The organism is Catenibacterium sp. RTP21428st1_D7_RTP21428_210409 (assembly GCF_040227455.1).
Taxonomy (GTDB): Bacteria; Bacillota_I; Bacilli_A; order Erysipelotrichales; family Coprobacillaceae; genus Catenibacterium; species Catenibacterium mitsuoka_A.
Genome location: NZ_JBEHVX010000020.1, coordinates 1 through 17727 on the forward strand (window position 1 = coordinate 1; position 17727 = coordinate 17727).

General features: G+C 33.7%; 17 protein-coding genes. 8 read left to right on the plus strand and 9 right to left on the minus strand.

Annotation, left to right across the window (positions count from 1 at the left end):
- The first annotated feature begins 365 nt into the window (after positions 1-365).
- Entirely contained in the window at positions 366-764 is a 399-nt protein-coding gene (locus ABUA27_RS04600) for a hypothetical protein (RefSeq protein ID WP_349820315.1), read from the plus strand.
- The gene (locus ABUA27_RS04605; RefSeq protein ID WP_349820316.1) at positions 761-1156 is read left to right on the plus strand and encodes a hypothetical protein; all 396 of its coding nucleotides are present in this window, start codon (positions 761-763) and stop codon (positions 1154-1156) included. Before ABUA27_RS04600 ends, ABUA27_RS04605 begins: the two co-directional genes overlap by 4 nt.
- A 251-nt stretch (positions 1157-1407) precedes the next feature.
- On the opposite strand, the gene serS is transcribed toward ABUA27_RS04605, so the two are convergent.
- The 9 genes from serS to dnaA form a co-directional block, all read right to left on the minus strand.
- A complete protein-coding gene (gene serS / locus ABUA27_RS04610) occupies positions 1408-2694 on the minus strand; it encodes a serine--tRNA ligase (RefSeq protein ID WP_330040544.1) in 1287 nt (428 codons plus the stop codon).
- 52 nt (positions 2695-2746) lie between these two features.
- On the minus strand, positions 2747-3301 hold the full coding sequence (locus ABUA27_RS04615) for an AEC family transporter (protein WP_349820317.1): 555 nt from the start codon (positions 3299-3301) through the stop codon (positions 2747-2749).
- 15 nt (positions 3302-3316) lie between these two features.
- Entirely contained in the window at positions 3317-3652 is a 336-nt protein-coding gene (locus ABUA27_RS04620) for an AEC family transporter (RefSeq protein WP_349820318.1), read from the minus strand.
- A gap of 65 nt (positions 3653-3717) precedes the next feature.
- Positions 3718-6165: a DNA gyrase subunit A gene (gene gyrA / locus ABUA27_RS04625; protein WP_288951325.1), complete on the minus strand. Its 2448-nt coding sequence runs from the start codon at positions 6163-6165 to the stop codon at positions 3718-3720.
- Between the two features lie 14 nt (positions 6166-6179).
- Positions 6180-8105, minus strand: a complete 1926-nt coding sequence (gene gyrB, locus ABUA27_RS04630; protein ID WP_129981320.1) for a DNA topoisomerase (ATP-hydrolyzing) subunit B — start codon at positions 8103-8105, stop codon at positions 6180-6182.
- Positions 8106-9200, minus strand: a complete 1095-nt coding sequence (recF, locus tag ABUA27_RS04635; RefSeq protein ID WP_287846406.1) for a DNA replication/repair protein RecF — start codon at positions 9198-9200, stop codon at positions 8106-8108.
- Positions 9181-9402 (minus strand): RNA-binding S4 domain-containing protein, encoded by a 222-nt coding sequence (locus ABUA27_RS04640; RefSeq protein WP_022424781.1) that lies wholly within the window; start codon positions 9400-9402, stop codon positions 9181-9183. The genes recF and ABUA27_RS04640 overlap by 20 nt, the downstream gene beginning before the upstream one ends.
- Before the next feature lie 170 nt (positions 9403-9572).
- Positions 9573-10676 (minus strand): DNA polymerase III subunit beta, encoded by a 1104-nt coding sequence (gene dnaN / locus ABUA27_RS04645; protein ID WP_022424780.1) that lies wholly within the window; start codon positions 10674-10676, stop codon positions 9573-9575.
- A 138-nt stretch (positions 10677-10814) separates the two neighbouring features.
- Positions 10815-12167: a chromosomal replication initiator protein DnaA gene (dnaA, locus tag ABUA27_RS04650; protein WP_129981318.1), complete on the minus strand. Its 1353-nt coding sequence runs from the start codon at positions 12165-12167 to the stop codon at positions 10815-10817.
- Positions 12168-12699: 532 nt separating this feature from the next.
- Between dnaA and rpmH the strand changes: the two genes are divergently transcribed.
- From rpmH to mnmE, 6 genes are all read left to right on the plus strand, one after another.
- Positions 12700-12834, plus strand: coding sequence for a 50S ribosomal protein L34 (rpmH, locus tag ABUA27_RS04655; protein WP_006504672.1), 135 nt, complete (start codon positions 12700-12702; stop codon positions 12832-12834).
- A 40-nt stretch (positions 12835-12874) separates the two neighbouring features.
- Entirely contained in the window at positions 12875-13213 is a 339-nt protein-coding gene (rnpA, locus tag ABUA27_RS04660) for a ribonuclease P protein component (RefSeq protein ID WP_349820319.1), read from the plus strand.
- 2 nt (positions 13214-13215) lie between these two features.
- Positions 13216-14097 carry a YidC/Oxa1 family membrane protein insertase gene (locus ABUA27_RS04665; protein WP_287968830.1) on the plus strand — a complete coding sequence of 294 codons (882 nt, stop codon included), beginning with the start codon at positions 13216-13218 and terminating at the stop codon, positions 14095-14097.
- A 5-nt stretch (positions 14098-14102) separates the two neighbouring features.
- Positions 14103-14702: a Jag family protein gene (locus ABUA27_RS04670; RefSeq protein WP_192924011.1), complete on the plus strand. Its 600-nt coding sequence runs from the start codon at positions 14103-14105 to the stop codon at positions 14700-14702.
- A 64-nt stretch (positions 14703-14766) separates the two neighbouring features.
- A complete protein-coding gene (locus ABUA27_RS04675; protein ID WP_287968831.1) occupies positions 14767-16098 on the plus strand; it encodes an MATE family efflux transporter in 1332 nt (443 codons plus the stop codon).
- Positions 16099-16100: 2 nt separating this feature from the next.
- Entirely contained in the window at positions 16101-17432 is a 1332-nt protein-coding gene (mnmE, locus tag ABUA27_RS04680; RefSeq protein WP_349820320.1) for a tRNA uridine-5-carboxymethylaminomethyl(34) synthesis GTPase MnmE, read from the plus strand.
- The last annotated feature ends 295 nt before the right edge of the window (positions 17433-17727 follow it).

Sequence of the window (17727 nt, forward strand, 5' to 3'; positions counted from 1 at the left end):
ACAGCTTCCTCAAAAAGAGGAAGATTATTGTCATTAGCAATTAGATTTTTCATTAAAGATGTAGTAAAATAGTTCATGGGCATATCTCCTTAGATTAATGTTTTGGTCGACTTAATTTTACTAGGAAATATGTCCATTTTCTATAATTGAAAAATCATATTTTACACAAAATATTTTACACAATCGAGCATCAATATATCATATTACTACATATATATAAAGGTATAATTTCTTTTATTTTAATTATTTCGGGGTTATTTTCTGATTCCAATATGATAATGTCTCAATGTATCCAAGTTGATATTGTCCCAATTGGGACAATATCAACTTGCCGTGTTAAACTATAACCTCCAGGGGAGATTATTATGAGAATGGTTGAATTGAGAATGAATGAAGAAAATAAGTATAAAATAATCAAGAAGCTTATAAACACAAATGGAAACAAGAAGAGCGTAGCTACTAAGCTTGGCCGTACTATTAGAACTATCAATAAACTTATCATTAAATATAAGGAACAGGAAAAGAAGGGTTTCATGCATGGTAACCATGGAAGACTGTCTGCTTCTGCAGTTCCTTTAGATATAAAGAATAAGATCATCTCTGTTTATATTAATGATTTCTCTGATGCCAACTTCACTCACTTCTGCGAGATTGTGGAAAGTGAATTCGGTATAAAGATCAGTGATACTACACTCAACAACTGGATGAGAGCTGAAGATGTGCTCTCTCCAAAGGCAAGAAGAAAAAACTTAAAGAAAGATTGAAAGATACTTCTTCTGAAGAAGTGAAGAATGAAATAAAGGAATCAATCATCATGCTTGATGAAAAGGATGCACATCCAAGACGTCCTAGATCAAAGTATGCAGGTAAGATGATACAGATGGATGCATCATCATTCCAGTGGATTGAAGGAGAAGTCTGGCATCTTCATGTTGCGATTGATGATGCAGACGGAAAGGTTGTAGGAGCTTATTTCGACCATCAGGAGACCCTCAAGGGATATTATGAGGTTCTCTATCAGATTCTTATTAATCATGGCATTCCTGCAATGTTTTACGTACTGTATTTGAATATAAAAGAAAAGACAAGCCTTCAGATGCTGAGGATACATTCACTCAGTTTTCTTATGCCTGTCATAATCTGGGAATTGAAATAAAAACTACGAGCGTACCCCAAGCAAAAGGCAGAGTCGAAAGACTCAACCAGACGCTCCAGTCTCGATTACCAGTCGAACTAAGGTACGCTCATATCACCAACATAGAGGATGCCAATGAATTTTTGAACTCGTACATAAAAAAATTCAATGATCAGTTCGTTCTACGTCTTAATAGTACCAAATCGCTTCGGTCCGTCTTTTACTATTTATGAAACTATAATGAGTTATTTACCCGTTACAGCCTCTTCACATTATTTCTTAGGAACTAGTTTTTCAGTACCACCCATGTATGGTCTTAATGCTTCTGGAATAGAAACAGTACCATCTTCATTTAAGTTATTTTCTAAGAATGCAATCAACATTCTAGGTGGTGCAACAACAGTATTATTTAAAGTATGTGCATAATACTTACCATCTTTACCATTGATTCTGATATTTAATCTTCTAGCCTGTGCATCAGTTAAGTTAGAACAGCTTCCTACTTCGAAATACTTCTTCTGTCTTGGAGACCAAGCTTCAACGTCTAATGACTTAGACTTTAAGTCTGCTAAGTCACCAGAACAACATTCAAGTGTTCTTACTGGAATATCTAAAGATCTAAATAAATCTACAGTATTATTCCATAGCTTTTCAAACCACATCTTAGATTCTTCTGGTTTACATACAACGATCATTTCCTGTTTTTCGAACTGATGAATTCTATAAACACCACGTTCTTCAATACCATGAGCACCCTTTTCTTTTCTGAAACATGGTGAATATGAAGTATAAGTATATGGTAATTTGTCTTCATCTAATAATTCACCAATGAACTTACCAATCATTGAATGTTCAGAAGTACCAATTAAGTATAAGTCTTCTCCTTCAATCTTATACATCATGGCATCCATTTCTTCAAATGACATGACACCAGTAACAACATTACTTCTAATCATATATGGTGGTACACAATAAGTGAATCCACGGTTGATCATGAAGTCTCTTGCATAAGCTAATACTGCAGAATGTAATCTCGCAATATCACCCATTAAATAATAGAAACCACTACCTGCAACTCTACCTGCTGCATCTAGATCAATACCATCAAATGATTCCATAATATCTGTATGATATGGAACTTCATAATCAGGTACTACTGGATCACCATACTTAGTGATTTCTACGTTTTCGCTGTCATCTTTACCGATTGGTACAGTAGGATCTAAGAAGTTAGGAATCTTCATCATGACTTCTCTTAATTTATCTCCAGATTCTTTTTCAACTTCTTCTAATGACTTTAATTCTTCAGCCATTTCTCCAACTTTCTTCTTATTTTCAGCAGCTTCTTCTTTCTTCCCCTCACGCATGAACTGTCCAATTTCTTTAGACAATTTATTTCTCATACTACGAAGTTCAGATGCTCTTGTGATAGCAGCTCTATACTGTTTGTCTAATTCTAATGCTTCATCAACTAAAGGAAGCTTATGATCTTGAAACTTCTTTTTGATATTCTCCCTAACAGCTTCAGGATCTTCTCTTAATCTTGCGATATCAATCATATACAATCTCCTTGTTCATAGATTATTGTCATTATATACCATTATTCACTATTTATAAAGTTATGATGAAAGAAATAAATGGCAATGTGACTAAAGAAAATGCAGTAGATACAAAAATAAGCTTAGAAGCGAATTCTGGGTTCTTATCATACTTATTTGCAAGCATTGCACATGTACTTGGTGCAGGCATCGCGGCCAATACAACAGAGACACCAATACCAATATGATCAAGTGAAGTCCATCTTAAAAACAGATAAGTAATCACTGGAATCATAATCAAACGAATAAAAGAATAATAAATACATTCCTTATCCATTATCTCTCTAGGTTCTACATCACTTAATATACTTCCTATCACAATCATACTTAATGCGGTATTACATCCTCCTATAGAACTCATAGTTGTAGTCACAAAAGAAGGTAATGTATACCCTAATGAATACATGATCATAAATACTATACCAAAATAAATCCCAATAAGACATGGATGTAAAGCAACTTTCTTCACCATTGTCTTAAAATCAGCTTTTGTATAATGGGATAAACCATAACTCCACATAAATATTCTTTGTGGTATTAAATAAATACAAGCATAAAGTAATCCCATATCACCATATAACCCCTACGCAAATGGCATCCCCATAAAACCCGCATTAGATACCATAGTTGCATACTGTAAGTTGATCTTCTTTGTTTCTTCCTGATTATTATAAGCTGTCTTATTAATAATAAAATAAAGACCCTGTATACCAATAGATACTAAAAATACCACAAGAGTTGTCTTCATAATACTTGGTGTGAGTTTAATTAAGAAACTCTTGGCAGTAGCCACAGGTAATACAATGTTTAATACTAAATCAGTGACCTGTTTACGAGTCTGTTTATTAAACAATCCTAGTTTAGAAATAAGATAGCCTATTCCTACTAAAATAAATATTTCTACCTGTAAATCTAACATACTTGTTCTCCCCTCTTTGAGGATTAATTATAATATGAAAAAAAGAAGATGTCATGTGACAACTTCTATTCTTCAGTCGTTTCTTCTTCCGATTCTTTATCTACTACTGTAATACTTGAAACAGAAGCACCTTCACCTACTTTAATAAGTCTTACACCCTGTGTAGCTCTTCCAGCACTCTTTACCTGTTCCATTGGTAATCTGATAATAATACCTTCATTCGTAATGATCATTAAGTCTTCATTGCCTTCTACAGCCTTAATGCTGACTAATTCACCATTCTTCTCAGTAATATTAACAGTCTTAACACCTTTACCACCACGTTTAGATAAACGATATTCTTCTAGTGGTGACATCTTACCATACCCCTTTTCAGTAATGATTAAGATATTTTGTCCTTCAGTATTTGTAGTCACACCAATAATATGACTATCATCTACATTCATACCCTTAACACCACTTGCAGAACGTCCCATTGGTCTCACATCATTTTCATCAAAACGAATAGCCTTACCATTAGCTGCTGCAAGAAGAATTTCACTCTTACCATTAGTTAACTTAACATCAACTAATTCATCACCTTCACGTAATGTGAGTGCAAGTTTACCAGACTGTCTGATATTTTCGAATTCAGGTAATCCAGTTCTCTTTACTAAACCATCCTTAGTCACAAAGAATAAGAAATGTGATTCATCTACTTCAGAAGGTGTAATAGAGATCATAGTCTTTACCTGTTCATCCTTATCCATATTCAATAAGTTGATAATAGGAAGACCCTTTGCCTGTCTACCAAATTCAGGAATATTATATCCCTTCATTCGATATACCTTACCAAAGTTAGTAAAGATCAATAAATCATCATGAGTAGACATATTCATTAATGAATCTACAACATCATCATTATTTGTACTCATACCCTTGATACCTTTACCACCTCTATTTTGAGCTTTATAAGTATCAATAGGCATACGTTTTACATAACCATTATTAGTTAAAGAAATAACTACATCTTCTTCAGGAATTAAATCTTCATCTTCAATATCAAATGAACCCTGAATGATTTCAGTTCTTCTCTTATCACCATACTTTGCTTTGATTTCAAGAAGTTCCTGATCAATAATCGCAATAATTCTTTCTTTATTTGCAAGAATATCTTTTAAATCTGCAATTGTTTCTAATAATGCATTTAATTCATTCTCAATCTTTTCTCTTTCCAATCCAGCTAGTCTCTGTAACTGCATTTCACGGATAGCCTTTGCCTGTCTTTCAGACATATCAAATTCATCCATTAATCTCTGCTGAATGATTTCTGTTGTACGAGAACTTCTAATTAAATTAATAATCGCATCAATCTGATCAATGGCACGCTTTAAACCATCTAAGATATGTGCACGATCTTCTGCCTTCTTTAAATCGAATAATGTTCTTCTACGAATCACATCTTCCTGATGTTCTAAGTAAACATTAATCATTTCTTTTAAAGACAATGTCTTAGGTTCACCATTCACTAAGGCAATATTGTTGACACCAAAAGTAGTCTGTAATGCAGTTAACTTGTATAACTGATTTAAAATAACTTCTGGCTGTACATCTCTTCTTAACTCAATAACAATACGAATACCTTCACGGTCAGATTCATCTCTTAATTCTGTAATACCATCGATATTCTTTTCTTTGACATGAGCTGCAATCTTTTCAATTAAACGTGCCTTATTGACCATATATGGTAATTCAGTTACGATGATTGCTTTCTTATTACTACCGATATCTTCAATATCAGTCTTTGCTCTCATGACAATCAAACCATTCCCTGTCTCATACGCTTTCTTAATAGCCCCACGGCCTAAAATATAAGCGCCTGTAGGGAAATCCGGACCAGGGATATAATTATCCATTAACTCTGTAATTGTAATATCAGGGTTCTTAGAAACAGCGAGAATCGCATCAACCACTTCACCTAAGTTATGTGAAGGAATATTTGTTGCCATACCTACCGCAATACCAGTAGAACCATTAATCAATAAATTTGGAATACGAGAAGGAAGCACATTAGGTTCCTTTTCTTCACCATCATAGTTAGGGACAAAATCAACAGTATCCTTGTTGATATCTCTCACCATTTCCATCGCAATCTTAGACATTCTTGATTCTGTATAACGCATTGCGGCAGCGCCATCACCATCAATAGAACCAAAGTTACCATGTCCATCGACTAACATATATCTATATGAGAAATCCTGCGCCATACGTACAAGGGCTTCATAAATAGAAATATCACCATGTGGGTGATATTTCCCCATTACTTCCCCAACAATACGGGCAGACTTCTTATAAGGCTTATCACTATAACAGCCTAATTCATTCATACCATGAATAATACGTCTCTGTACTGGCTTTAAACCATCTTTCGCATCAGGAAGAGCTCTAGCCACAATAACACTCATCGCATATTCCATGAATGATTTCTTCATTTCACCTGTTAACTGTATATCTTTAATACCTCTTTGTTCCATGACTAACTCCTTCCTTAAATATCAAGATTTTCTACATACTTCGCATTTTCTCTAATGAAATCTCTTCTAGGTTCAACACGTTCACCCATCAACATATCAAATAGCTGATCAGCCTGCATTGCATCATCTAACTGAATTCTATTTAATACACGATTTTCAGGATTCATAGTTGTTTCCCATAGCTGTTCTGGATTCATTTCACCTAGCCCTTTATAACGCTGAATTGTATATTTCGCATTAGGACCAAGTTCTTCTTTTAGTTTATCTAACTCATAATCACTATATAAATAATGATCATCCTTACCATGTCTTAATAAATAAAGAGGTGGCTGAGCAGCATAAACATAACCATTCTCAATTAAAGGTTTTAAATAACGATATAAGAAAGTAAGCATTAAGATTCTAATATGACCACCATCGACATCGGCATCGGTCATGATGACAATCTTATGATAACGTAGTTTATTGATATCAAACTCATCACCAATACCAGTACCAAATGCGGTAATCATAGATCTAATTTCCGCATTACCAAGAATTCTTTCTAAACGTGCTTTTTCAACATTCAAGATCTTACCTCTTAAAGGAAGAATAGCCTGAATCTTTCTATCTCTACCAGATTTCGCACTACCTCCGGCAGAGTCCCCTTCGACGATGAAGATTTCACATTCACTTGGATCCTTAGAAGAACAGTCTGCAAGCTTACCAGGAAGATTAGAGACGTCTAGTGCTGTCTTTCTTCTAGTCATTTCTCTTGCACGCTTGGCTGCCATTCTTGCCTTAGAAGCCAATGTAACTTTATCCATGATAATCTTTGCAGTATCAGGATTTTCTAATAAGAACTTATCTAATGCATTCGCAAGAATAGTAGAAACTATCTTTCTTACTTCCGCATTACCTAATTTAGTCTTTGTCTGTCCTTCATACTGAGGATCAGGGTGTTTAACTGATACAATCGCAGTTAAACCTTCACGACAGTCATCACCACTTAAAGACTCATCTTTATCCTTTAAGAAGTTATGACTTTTTGCATAGTTATTAATAACACGTGTTAAAGCTAAGCGGAAACCTTCTTCATGTGTTCCACCTTCGTGTGTATTGATATTATTACAGAATGAATAGATATTTGGCTGATAACCATCATTGTACTGCATAGCTATTTCCACGGAAATATCGTTCATTGTATCTTCACAATCAATAATACGATCATGTAATGGTGTCTTATTCTTATTTAAGAAAGCCACATACTCTCTTAAACCACCTTCATAATGATATTCATCTACTTTTGCAGGATCTAATCTTTCATCCTCTAATACAAGCTTTAAGCCTTTATTTAAGAAAGCAAGTTCTCTTAATCTCTGACTTAATACCCCATAATCATAAACTGTTGTTTCAGTAAAGATTTCAGGATCAGCTTTAAATATAACAGTTGTTCCTGTTTCTTCCTGCTCACAATCTCCTACAACCTTTAAAGAATCAACAGGTGTTCCACCATTTTCAAAACGTTGATAGTAAATATGTCCTTCACGGTGAACATAAACTTCTAGCCATTCACTCAAGGCATTTACAACAGAGGCACCTACACCATGTAGACCACCAGAGACCTTATAGCCTCCTCCTCCGAATTTACCACCGGCATGTAATACAGTAAAAATAGTTTCAATTGTATTCTTACCTGTCTTCACATTCATACCAGTAGGCATACCACGACCATTATCAATGACTTTTACAACATCACCTGGTAATAATACAACTCTGATCTTATTACAGAAGCCTGCGAGTGCTTCATCGATAGAGTTATCCACTATTTCCCATACAAGATGATGTAACCCTCTTGCAGAAGTTGTCCCGATATACATACCAGGTCTCTTTCTAACGGCTTCTAGCCCTTCTAAGACTTGAATATCGGATTCATCATAATGTTCTACTTTTTCTTCCATTTACTTATCCTCCTTCAACGTTCCTTTCTCTATTCTTAAAACCAAAGCATCATCTAGTGAATGATGATAACCTAAATCAAAATGCGTTGTTGTAATAAATGTCTGTACCTTATGATCAATCAGATTCAAGAGCTTCATCTTTCTCTCTTCATCTAACTCACTCAATACATCATCTAGCAACAAAACAGGATACTCACCTATCTGCATCTTCACAATCTCCACTAATGCAATCTTCATCGATAAGATGATAGATCGCTGCTGCCCCTGGGATGCAAACATACCTGCATCATTCTCATCTAAAAAGATTTTTAAATCATCCTTATGAATACCATCTACAGTATTCCCTTGGAATATATCTCGCTTATAATTCTTTTTATATTTAGCAAGAATACCCTCTTTTGAAATATCCTTGAATTGCGTATGATATCTCAAAACAAGCTTTTCTTTACCAGAAATATAAGCATACATCTGCCCACTGATCTCATTCAACAACTCTATGAACTTCATACGTCTTTGAATCAGATCTTCTTCTAATTCTGCCATCTCTTCACTTAGTACTTCTAGATACATATCAGGTTCCTTATGTCCATCATGAAGCATCTTTAAGTACTTATTTCTTTCCTTCATCAACTTATTATATTTATTCAAGTTAAACATATAGATTGGTGAAATCTTAGAAATCTCAGTATCTATCAAAGTACGTCTCATTTTAGGAGATCCTTTAATCAATTGTAGATCCTGAGGAGTAAATAAGATCACATTAAAATAACCCAGATAATCACTTGTCTTACTCACAGCCTTATCATTAATAAAAGCCTTCTTGCCTTCTTTAGACACGACAACCTTTAAATCATACGGACGTGTACCATTTACAACATGACCTGACACACGTGTATAAGACTGATCAAACATGATCAATTCATCAAGCATACGGGACTTAAAGCTTCTTGTAGTAGACAAGAGATAAATCGCTTCAAGTATATTCGTTTTACCCTGTGCATTATCCCCTATGATAATATTAACCAGTGGATGAAAATGAAAGGTCTGCTTTTCATAATTACGAAATTGAATCAGATTAAGCGTTTTGATTTCCATGGATTACATACTGGCGACGATCTACTTCAAACACATCACCATCTCTTAATTTCTTACCACGTCTACGGTCTACTTCTCCATTTACAAGAACATGACCTTCCTGAATCATAATCTTAGCTTCAATGCCACTTTGTGCTTCTCCACATAATTTCATAGCCTGACCTAAAGTAATATATTCAGTATGTATTAAGACTTCTTTCATTTCATCACACATCCTTTGCGCTAATTTTGCTTTCTACATTATAGCACAAAAACATAAAAAAAAGAAGTTTATAGCCCCTTTTTTCAAGGGAGAGATAAACTTCATTTTTCTACAAATTTCAATTACAAGCCCAATTTTACCCAAATAAGAGAATAGACCCTTTATTTTACCTAGTAAGTTCTTACTGGAAGAACAACCTGGATGTTATCATTTACATCTAAACCAGTAATCTGGAAAGGTCTCATCTTTTCAGTAAAGCGTAGCTGAATAGTTTCTGTACCAATAGAACGGATCGCATCAGCTAAATACTTTGCGCTAAATGAAATAGTCATTGGTTCACCTTTATAGAATGCTTTTGTTAGGTTTTCTTCTACTGAACCGATTTCCTGTGAATAAGAAGAAAGAACATTCTCATCAGGAGACATAGTTAATTTTACAATATTACTCTGTTCATCAGATAGTAAAGAAGCTCGGCTGATAGCACCAAGTAATGCTGAACTATTGATAGACATAGTATAAGAACCCTGATCTTCTACTAAACGTGATGTATTAGGATAAGTACCATCAATTAAACGAGTTAATACAAGATACTGACCAATCACAAATAATACTTTACGATCAGATACATAAAGATCAATCATTTCATCTTTTTCAATAATGTGAATAATCTGATTTAAAGACTTTTTAGGAATAACAATATTAAACTGAATATCATCTTCAATTGGCATGCTTACCTGAGCTAAACGATAACTATCAGTCGCAATACATACAAGTTGATGCTGATCTACTTTGAAATTTACACCAGTAAGTACTGGTCTAGTTTCCTGTTCACTCGTTGCGAATAAAGTCTTTTCAATAATCTTCTTGAAATCATAAGACTTCATAGAGAAGTGTTTACCATTCTTATTTAAATCAATACGTGGGAAGTCAAAAGACTTAGAACCATTTAAATCAAATAAAGAACTTTCAGAAGTAATACGAGTTAAAGTACCATCTACTACCTGGATATGAACTGTATCACCATCAATCTTACGTATAATTTCTAAGATATACTTAGAAGATAAAACAACTGAACCAGTCTGGTTGATAATAATACCTTCATTAATTGTAGTTTGAATACTGATATCACTATCAGATGCAGTTAATACTAAACCATCTTCTAATAAGTCAAACTTAATACCAGTTAAGATAGGTAAAGGACTCTTTAAAGAAACGGCTCTAGAAACCTTAGTAAGTGCATCTAATAAGACAAGTCTATTAATATTAAAATCCATTTTTTTCTCCTTTATTTATTTTATTAATTAAAGAATAATTATAATAATACTGTGCATAATGTGCATAAGTTGCGTTTTGATTGAGAATTACAAGATAAAACTCAATTTGAGTGGTGCACAACTTGTGCATATATGTGCTTAACTTAAGCGTTCCATTAAATCATTGATCGCTGTTTTATAGTTAGGATCTTGTTTCATCTTCTTCTTAACTTTAGAACAAGCTTTCATGATTGTGGAATGATCTCTTCCTCCAAATTCCTGTCCAATCTGGATATAGGAAATATCAGGAACGAGTTCTCTAACAAGATACATCGCAATATGTCTTGCTGTAATAATATTGTTTGTACGTGATTTACTCGTTAACTGAGTCACTGATAGATTGTAGTAAGAAGCCACTGTTTCCTTAATTGTGTCAGGAGTCGCTTCTTTTTTAGTAATTGTAGTTGTGTTATCAGGATTATCAAATGCTTCTAAAGCAAAATCTAGGCTGATATGATCAAGATTTTGTCCACATACTACTTTATAGAATAGAAGTGTTGTCACAGCACCTTCTAAGTCTCTCACATCCTTATTGAAATGAGAAGCAATAAAATCTAATACTTCTTCATCAATAGGATAATCAATCATACGTGATTCAATCTTTTTCTTTAAGATAGCTTTAGCTGTTTCAAACTCAGGATTATCAATAGTTACTGTTAACCCCTGTCTAAAACGAGAAACAAGGCGGTTTTCCATCCCTTTTAGCTCTACAGGAGGTTTATCACTTGTAATAACAATCTGTTTTCCTGAATGTTGTAAAGTATTGAAGATATTGAAGAACATCTCCATACTTCCCTCTTTATTCGCAATAAACTGGATATCATCAATCAATAATATATCCACACTACGATAACGACGATTAAAAGTTGCAATCGTATTATTGCCAATAGCTTCTACATAATCATTCACAAATGCTTCTGCATTTGTATAAAGAATACGTTTACCTGGAAATTTAATCTTCACATAGTTACCAATCGCATTCAACAAATGTGTCTTTCCAAGTCCGGAATTACTATGAAGGAATAAAGGATTATATGTACCAGGCTTTAATGCGACAGCAAGTGCTGCATTTTGAGCAATTCTATTACAATTACCCACAACAAAGTTATCAAAAGTAAGATCTGCACTTAAATGATCATCAAAGTCTTCTACTTCTTCCTTAACTTCTACTACAGGGGCTTTTGCCTTATTCATGTTGTCATATTCCTGGTTTGACATCACCTTTATAGTGGCTTTAATACCTGACACTTCATAGAAGAATTCTGCAAGCTGTTCACTTGCATCCTCAATAAAGGTCTTATTAAAAACCGATTCTATAGTAATAATTAATTCATTGTTTTGCAGTTCTTTAGCCTCTGTCTGGGTGAATATTGAGTCGAATACGATCTTATCGTCACTGTTTTCTCCATAGCGATTGAGGGTTTCTGTCCAGAACTGCTTTAAGTTATCCATATATTCACCTTCCTTTGCACCCCTCATTATAAAAGAAAATGTGACTAATGACTAGTGAATATTGATTATTCACAGCATGGATGTGCACAAAAAATAGTGAATAAGTAGTTATTCATAGGTTATTCAGATAGTTTTTCACGAGATGTTCACATTTTTATTGTGAACTTAACACTATTTTTTGAATTCTTCACACTTATTCACAAATATTAAGAATATCTAAAAATTATCTTTGCTCGAGTAAAATTGTGAATATATGTGCAGTATTTCCTCTATTCACTACTTATTCATAATATTGTGCACATAAAAAAATATGTTATATAGAAGAAAAATGAATGTTATACACAATATGTGAATGAATGAATTCCAATGGGGAATGAAGTGTGGAAAATAGTTGTGAAGAAGCAAAAACTGTTGAATATAAGCCAAAATTTCTTATAAATAATATTGACTTAAAATAGTATTTCCCATATAATGACACTGCATATGTTATGTAGTATAAAAAAAGTAGCTACATATTGGAGGTGTAAAAAAGATGAAAAGAACATATCAGCCAAATAAAAGAAAAAGAGCTAAGACTCATGGCTTCAGAGCTAGAATGGCAACTGTAGGTGGACGTAAAGTTATCGCTAGACGTCGTAAAAAAGGAAGAAAAGTATTATCTGCCTAAAAAAAATCCACTTTAATGTGGTTTTTTTTCTAAAAGAAATATGAAAAAAGAATTACGTGTAAAGAAAAGTACTGAATTTGAAACCATTATAAAGAAAAGAAAAAGCGTAGTGAATAGAGAGTTTGTATTATATTGGAATCCTAATGATCTAGAGCATATGCGTATTGGTTTATCAGTCGGTAAGAAAATAGGGAATGCCGTTGCCAGAAACAAGACTAAGAGACAAGTGAGAATGATGGTTCATGAATTGTTCACAAAAGAAGACCATAATGATTACATTCTGATTGTTAGAAAACCCTATTCTCAGAATGATTTTGAACAGAACAAGAAATCTCTTCAAAATCTATATTTAAAAATGAAAAAAAGAATGGAGAAGTAAAAATGGTATTAGATCCTCGTACAAAGAAGTACTTAAAGATCTTTGCGGTGATTGCTTTAGTGTTCATTTTTACAGGGTGTACAAGTAATGTTGACAAGAACGGTCATTTATTAGCAAGCCGTGCTATCACTGAATCAACACCATGGTCACTAAAAGCAGGATTTTTTGATTTTATTCTTACAATTCCTATCGCAAAGGGAATCCTATTAATCACTTCATGGACAGGTAATGTCTTATGGGGTGTCATCTTAATGACTATTCTTATCAACTTGATTATTTTACCAGTTATGATCAAGTCTACTATTTCTACACAGAAGATGCAGATGCTTCAGCCAGAAATGGAAAGAATCCAGAACAAGTATCGTGGTAAGAATGATCAGACTAGTCAGATGCGTATGCAGAATGAAATTATGAACTTATACAAGAAAAATAACGTTTCTATGTTTGGTTCATTATGGACTTTCTTAACATTACCTATCATGTTCGCAATGTATGGTGCTGTTCAGAGAATCCAGATCTTGTATACATCACAGGCATTTGGTATGAATTTAGGTTTAACACCTTTATCTCAGATTACTAGTGGTAAATTCATTTATATTGCCGTTATTTTAGTTATGGCTTTATCTCAGTTCTTCGCTATCGAAATCAACAACTTAATGTTGAAGAGAAACAAGAAGTATAAACCTTCTGCTCAGCAGAACCAGATGAAGACTATGAATATCGTAATGACATTAATGATCATCTACTTTGGTTTAATCATGCCAACAGCTATGTCATTCTATTGGATTACAACTAACTTAATTACTGTAGTTAGAACAGTATTTATTCAGATTCAGTATATTGAAAAGCAAGAAAATCAGAAAGACACTCATGTAATTAGGTAATCATTATGAATACTTATGAAGCTAAAACAGAAGAAGAAGCATTAAATTGTGCTTGTCAGGACTTAGGTATTACACCAGAAGAATTCCATTATGAAATTGTTGAAGTTCATAAGGGATTATTCAGTAAGAAAGTTGTTATTGCTGGATGGTGTGAATCTATGGTTGAAGAATATGTAGGTCAGTTCGTGGAAAGAACATTAAGTTCTTTAGGTTTCGAAACACAGACTACTGTCTTCAAACAGGATGATCGTATCTACTGTAATGTAGAAACAAGTAATAACTCAGTTGTGATTGGTAAGAATGGTGTTATTTTAAGAGCATTAAACTTCATTACTAAGAGTGCTGTGAATACTCAGTTCAAACAGCGTATTGAAATCTCTGTAGATATCAATGGTTATAAAGAACAGAGATACCAGAAGGTTGCTGCAATGGCTAAACGTTTTGGTAAGAAAGTACAACATTCTAAGATCAATATGAAGTTAGATCCTCTACCAGCTGATGAAAGAAAAGTAATTCATCAGGTGATTGCGGAAATGCCACATCTTGCAACACAGTCACACGGTGAAGGTAAAAACCGTTACTTAGAAATTTATTATGTTGATTAAAGAGAAGGCTCTGCCTTCTTTTTTTTACATTCTTTTGATAGAATGGATAGGAAGGGAGAAGTACATGAAAAAATTGAATTTATTAGAAGGACGTATCGTTCCTCTTCTTATAAAATTAACACTACCTATTATTGGTACATCATTTCTAGAAATGGCCTATGCACTGATTGATATGCTTTGGATTGGAAAGCTTGGTGCTTCCTCTATTGCGGCAGTTGGTGTAGCAGGTATGTTTAGCTGGTTATCGCAGGGACTCGCAATGATTGCGACACAGGGTGGACAAGTCAAAACAGGACATTCATTAGGTGCAGGTAATCAAGACGCAGCTACAGATTATGCTTCAACTGCGATTCAGTTAGGGATTATATTCGCACTATTATTCTCTTTCTGTACAGTTGTATTTTCAAGTTTCTTTATTGGATTATTTGGCTTATCATCACAAGCCACTATTAATCAGGCTATTAACTATTTACGTATTACATGTGGTTTGATTATCTTTAACTTCTTAAATATTATTATGACGGGTATCTTAAATGCCTCTGGTGATAGTCAGACACCATTCCAGTGTAATAGTGTTGGTTTGTTATTGAATATTGTTTTAGACCCATTTTTTATCTTTGTATGTGATCTAGGTGTTGTAGGTGCAGCACTTGCCACAGTATTAGCTCAAGTTTCTGTATTCCTATTATTTATGAGACATAACTTTAAGAAGAATACATTACTTAAACATATTTCATTGAAGAAGGTTTATTCAAAGTTTTATTATAAGAATATACTTAGAATTGGTTTTCCATTAGGATTACAGAGTATGTTATTTTCTGTATGTTCAATGGTAGTCGCTGCTTTTGTAGCTGAGTTTGGAGATGCAGCTGTTGCAGCACAGAAGGTAGGTACACAGGTAGAAAATATTTCTTGGTGTATGGCGACTGGATTCCAGACATCTATTAATGCGTTTATTAGTCAGAACTATGGAGCTGGTAAGTATGATCGTGTGGAGAAAGGATATCATACAATGCTGGTATTCTCTATACTATGGGGTATTGTATGTACAAGCTTGATGGTCTTCTTCCCTCATGTGATTTATGGCTTCTTTACTGATGATTTAATGGTAACTCAAATTGGAGAAAACTATCTACGTATTGTAGGTCTATCTGAAACATTTATGATTCTAGAATTAATGATTTCTGGAGCCTTTAGTGGATTAGGAGAAACAATTCCTCCTTCTATCACCAGCATTATATTCACTTTAGGACGTATTCCAGCTATTTTATTAATCTTAAATACATTCCATTTAAATGGTATCTGGTGGGTTATTTCTTTCTCAGGTATTATTAAAGGTCTGGTTAATTTTATTTGGTTCTATAAGTATAAGAAAAGAACACTTAAGGAGGTATGATTATGAATGATGATATTATTTGTGCTATTGCGACATCTCGTTTAGAAGCCGCTATTTCTATTATTCGTATATCAGGTAAAGGGTGTATTGATTTTGTTCAGAGCTTTTTTACAGGTAATCTAAATAAGAAGTCTCAAACTATTTCTTATGGCTATATTGTAGATGGTGAAGAGAAAGTAGATGAAGTACTTATTTCTATCTATCGTGGAAAGCATACATTTACTGGTGAAGAAATGGTAGAAATCAACTGTCATGGTGGTGTTTTTATTACGAATAAAGTTCTTTCTTTATGTTTAAAGAAAGGCGCTAGAATGGCTGAGCATGGAGAATTCTCTAAGCGTGCATTCTTAAATGGACGTATTGATTTATCCCAGGCAGAAGCGATTAGTGATTTAATTACAGCTAATAATGATCAGGCAGCCAAACTAGCATTAAAAGGAATACAGGGGAATATCACAAACTTCATTAAAGACTTAAAAGAAGATTTAATTAAAATTATTACTCAGATTGAAGTAAATATCGATTATCCAGAATATGAAGATATAGAAGAACTAACAGCTGAAAAGCTGTTACCTGGTTCTGTATCTTTAAGAAAGAAGATGGATGATATTCTTGATCGTTCTAAAAATATGCATTTAATAAAGGATGGTATTTCTACTGTCATTGTAGGTAAACCTAATGTAGGTAAGTCTAGTTTATTGAATGCATTATTAGAAGAAGATAAAGCCATCGTAACCGATATTGCAGGAACGACTAGAGATGTAGTAGAAGGTTCTATTCGTTTAAATGATATTGTATTGAATATGATTGATACGGCAGGTATTAGAGAAACAGAAGATAAGATTGAACATATGGGTGTTAAGAAGTCTTTATCTTTGATTGATCAGGCTGATTTAGTACTAGTTGTATTAGATGGTTCTAGACCAATAGAGGCAGATGATAAGGAACTATTAGAACGTACTGAAGGATTAAATAGAATTGTGTTAATCAATAAGTCTGATAAGGGATGTGTGATTGATACAGAAGGTATTCATATTAGTGCTAAAGAGAATCATATAGATGAACTCATTCAACATATTAAAGATGAGTTTGACTTTAGCGCTATTACTAATTCTCAGGCACAGGTACTTGCGAATCAAAGACAGGTACAGTTATTAGAGAAAGCTTCACAGTCATTAAATGTTGCGATTCAGGCAATGGAGGATGGTATTCCTACAGACTTGATTGTGACTGATTTATATGATAGCTGGGAGAACTTAAAAGAGATTTTAGGTGAACAGGCTAAAGAAGATTTATTGGATGAGTTGTTCAAGAGATTTTGTATAGGGAAATAGAAAATCCTCTAGGTATGACCTAGAGGAATTTTCTTTTTGGAAAATAAAAGGAAGGATTTCTCCCTTCCATACTTTAACGCCCTACACTTGTGGCGGTAGGAGCCGTACTGATAAGGTATTTCTACCTACAAGTAGATTATAGAATAGTATGTTGATTTGTTAGGATTAAAAAGGGGGAACCTAGGTTCCCTTTGATGTTAGCTTAATGCTGTACCGAAATGTAATGTTAGTGTTGAGGAATATCATAATTAGAATGATTGTATGATATAATAATTCTATATTTATGGGGCAAGAA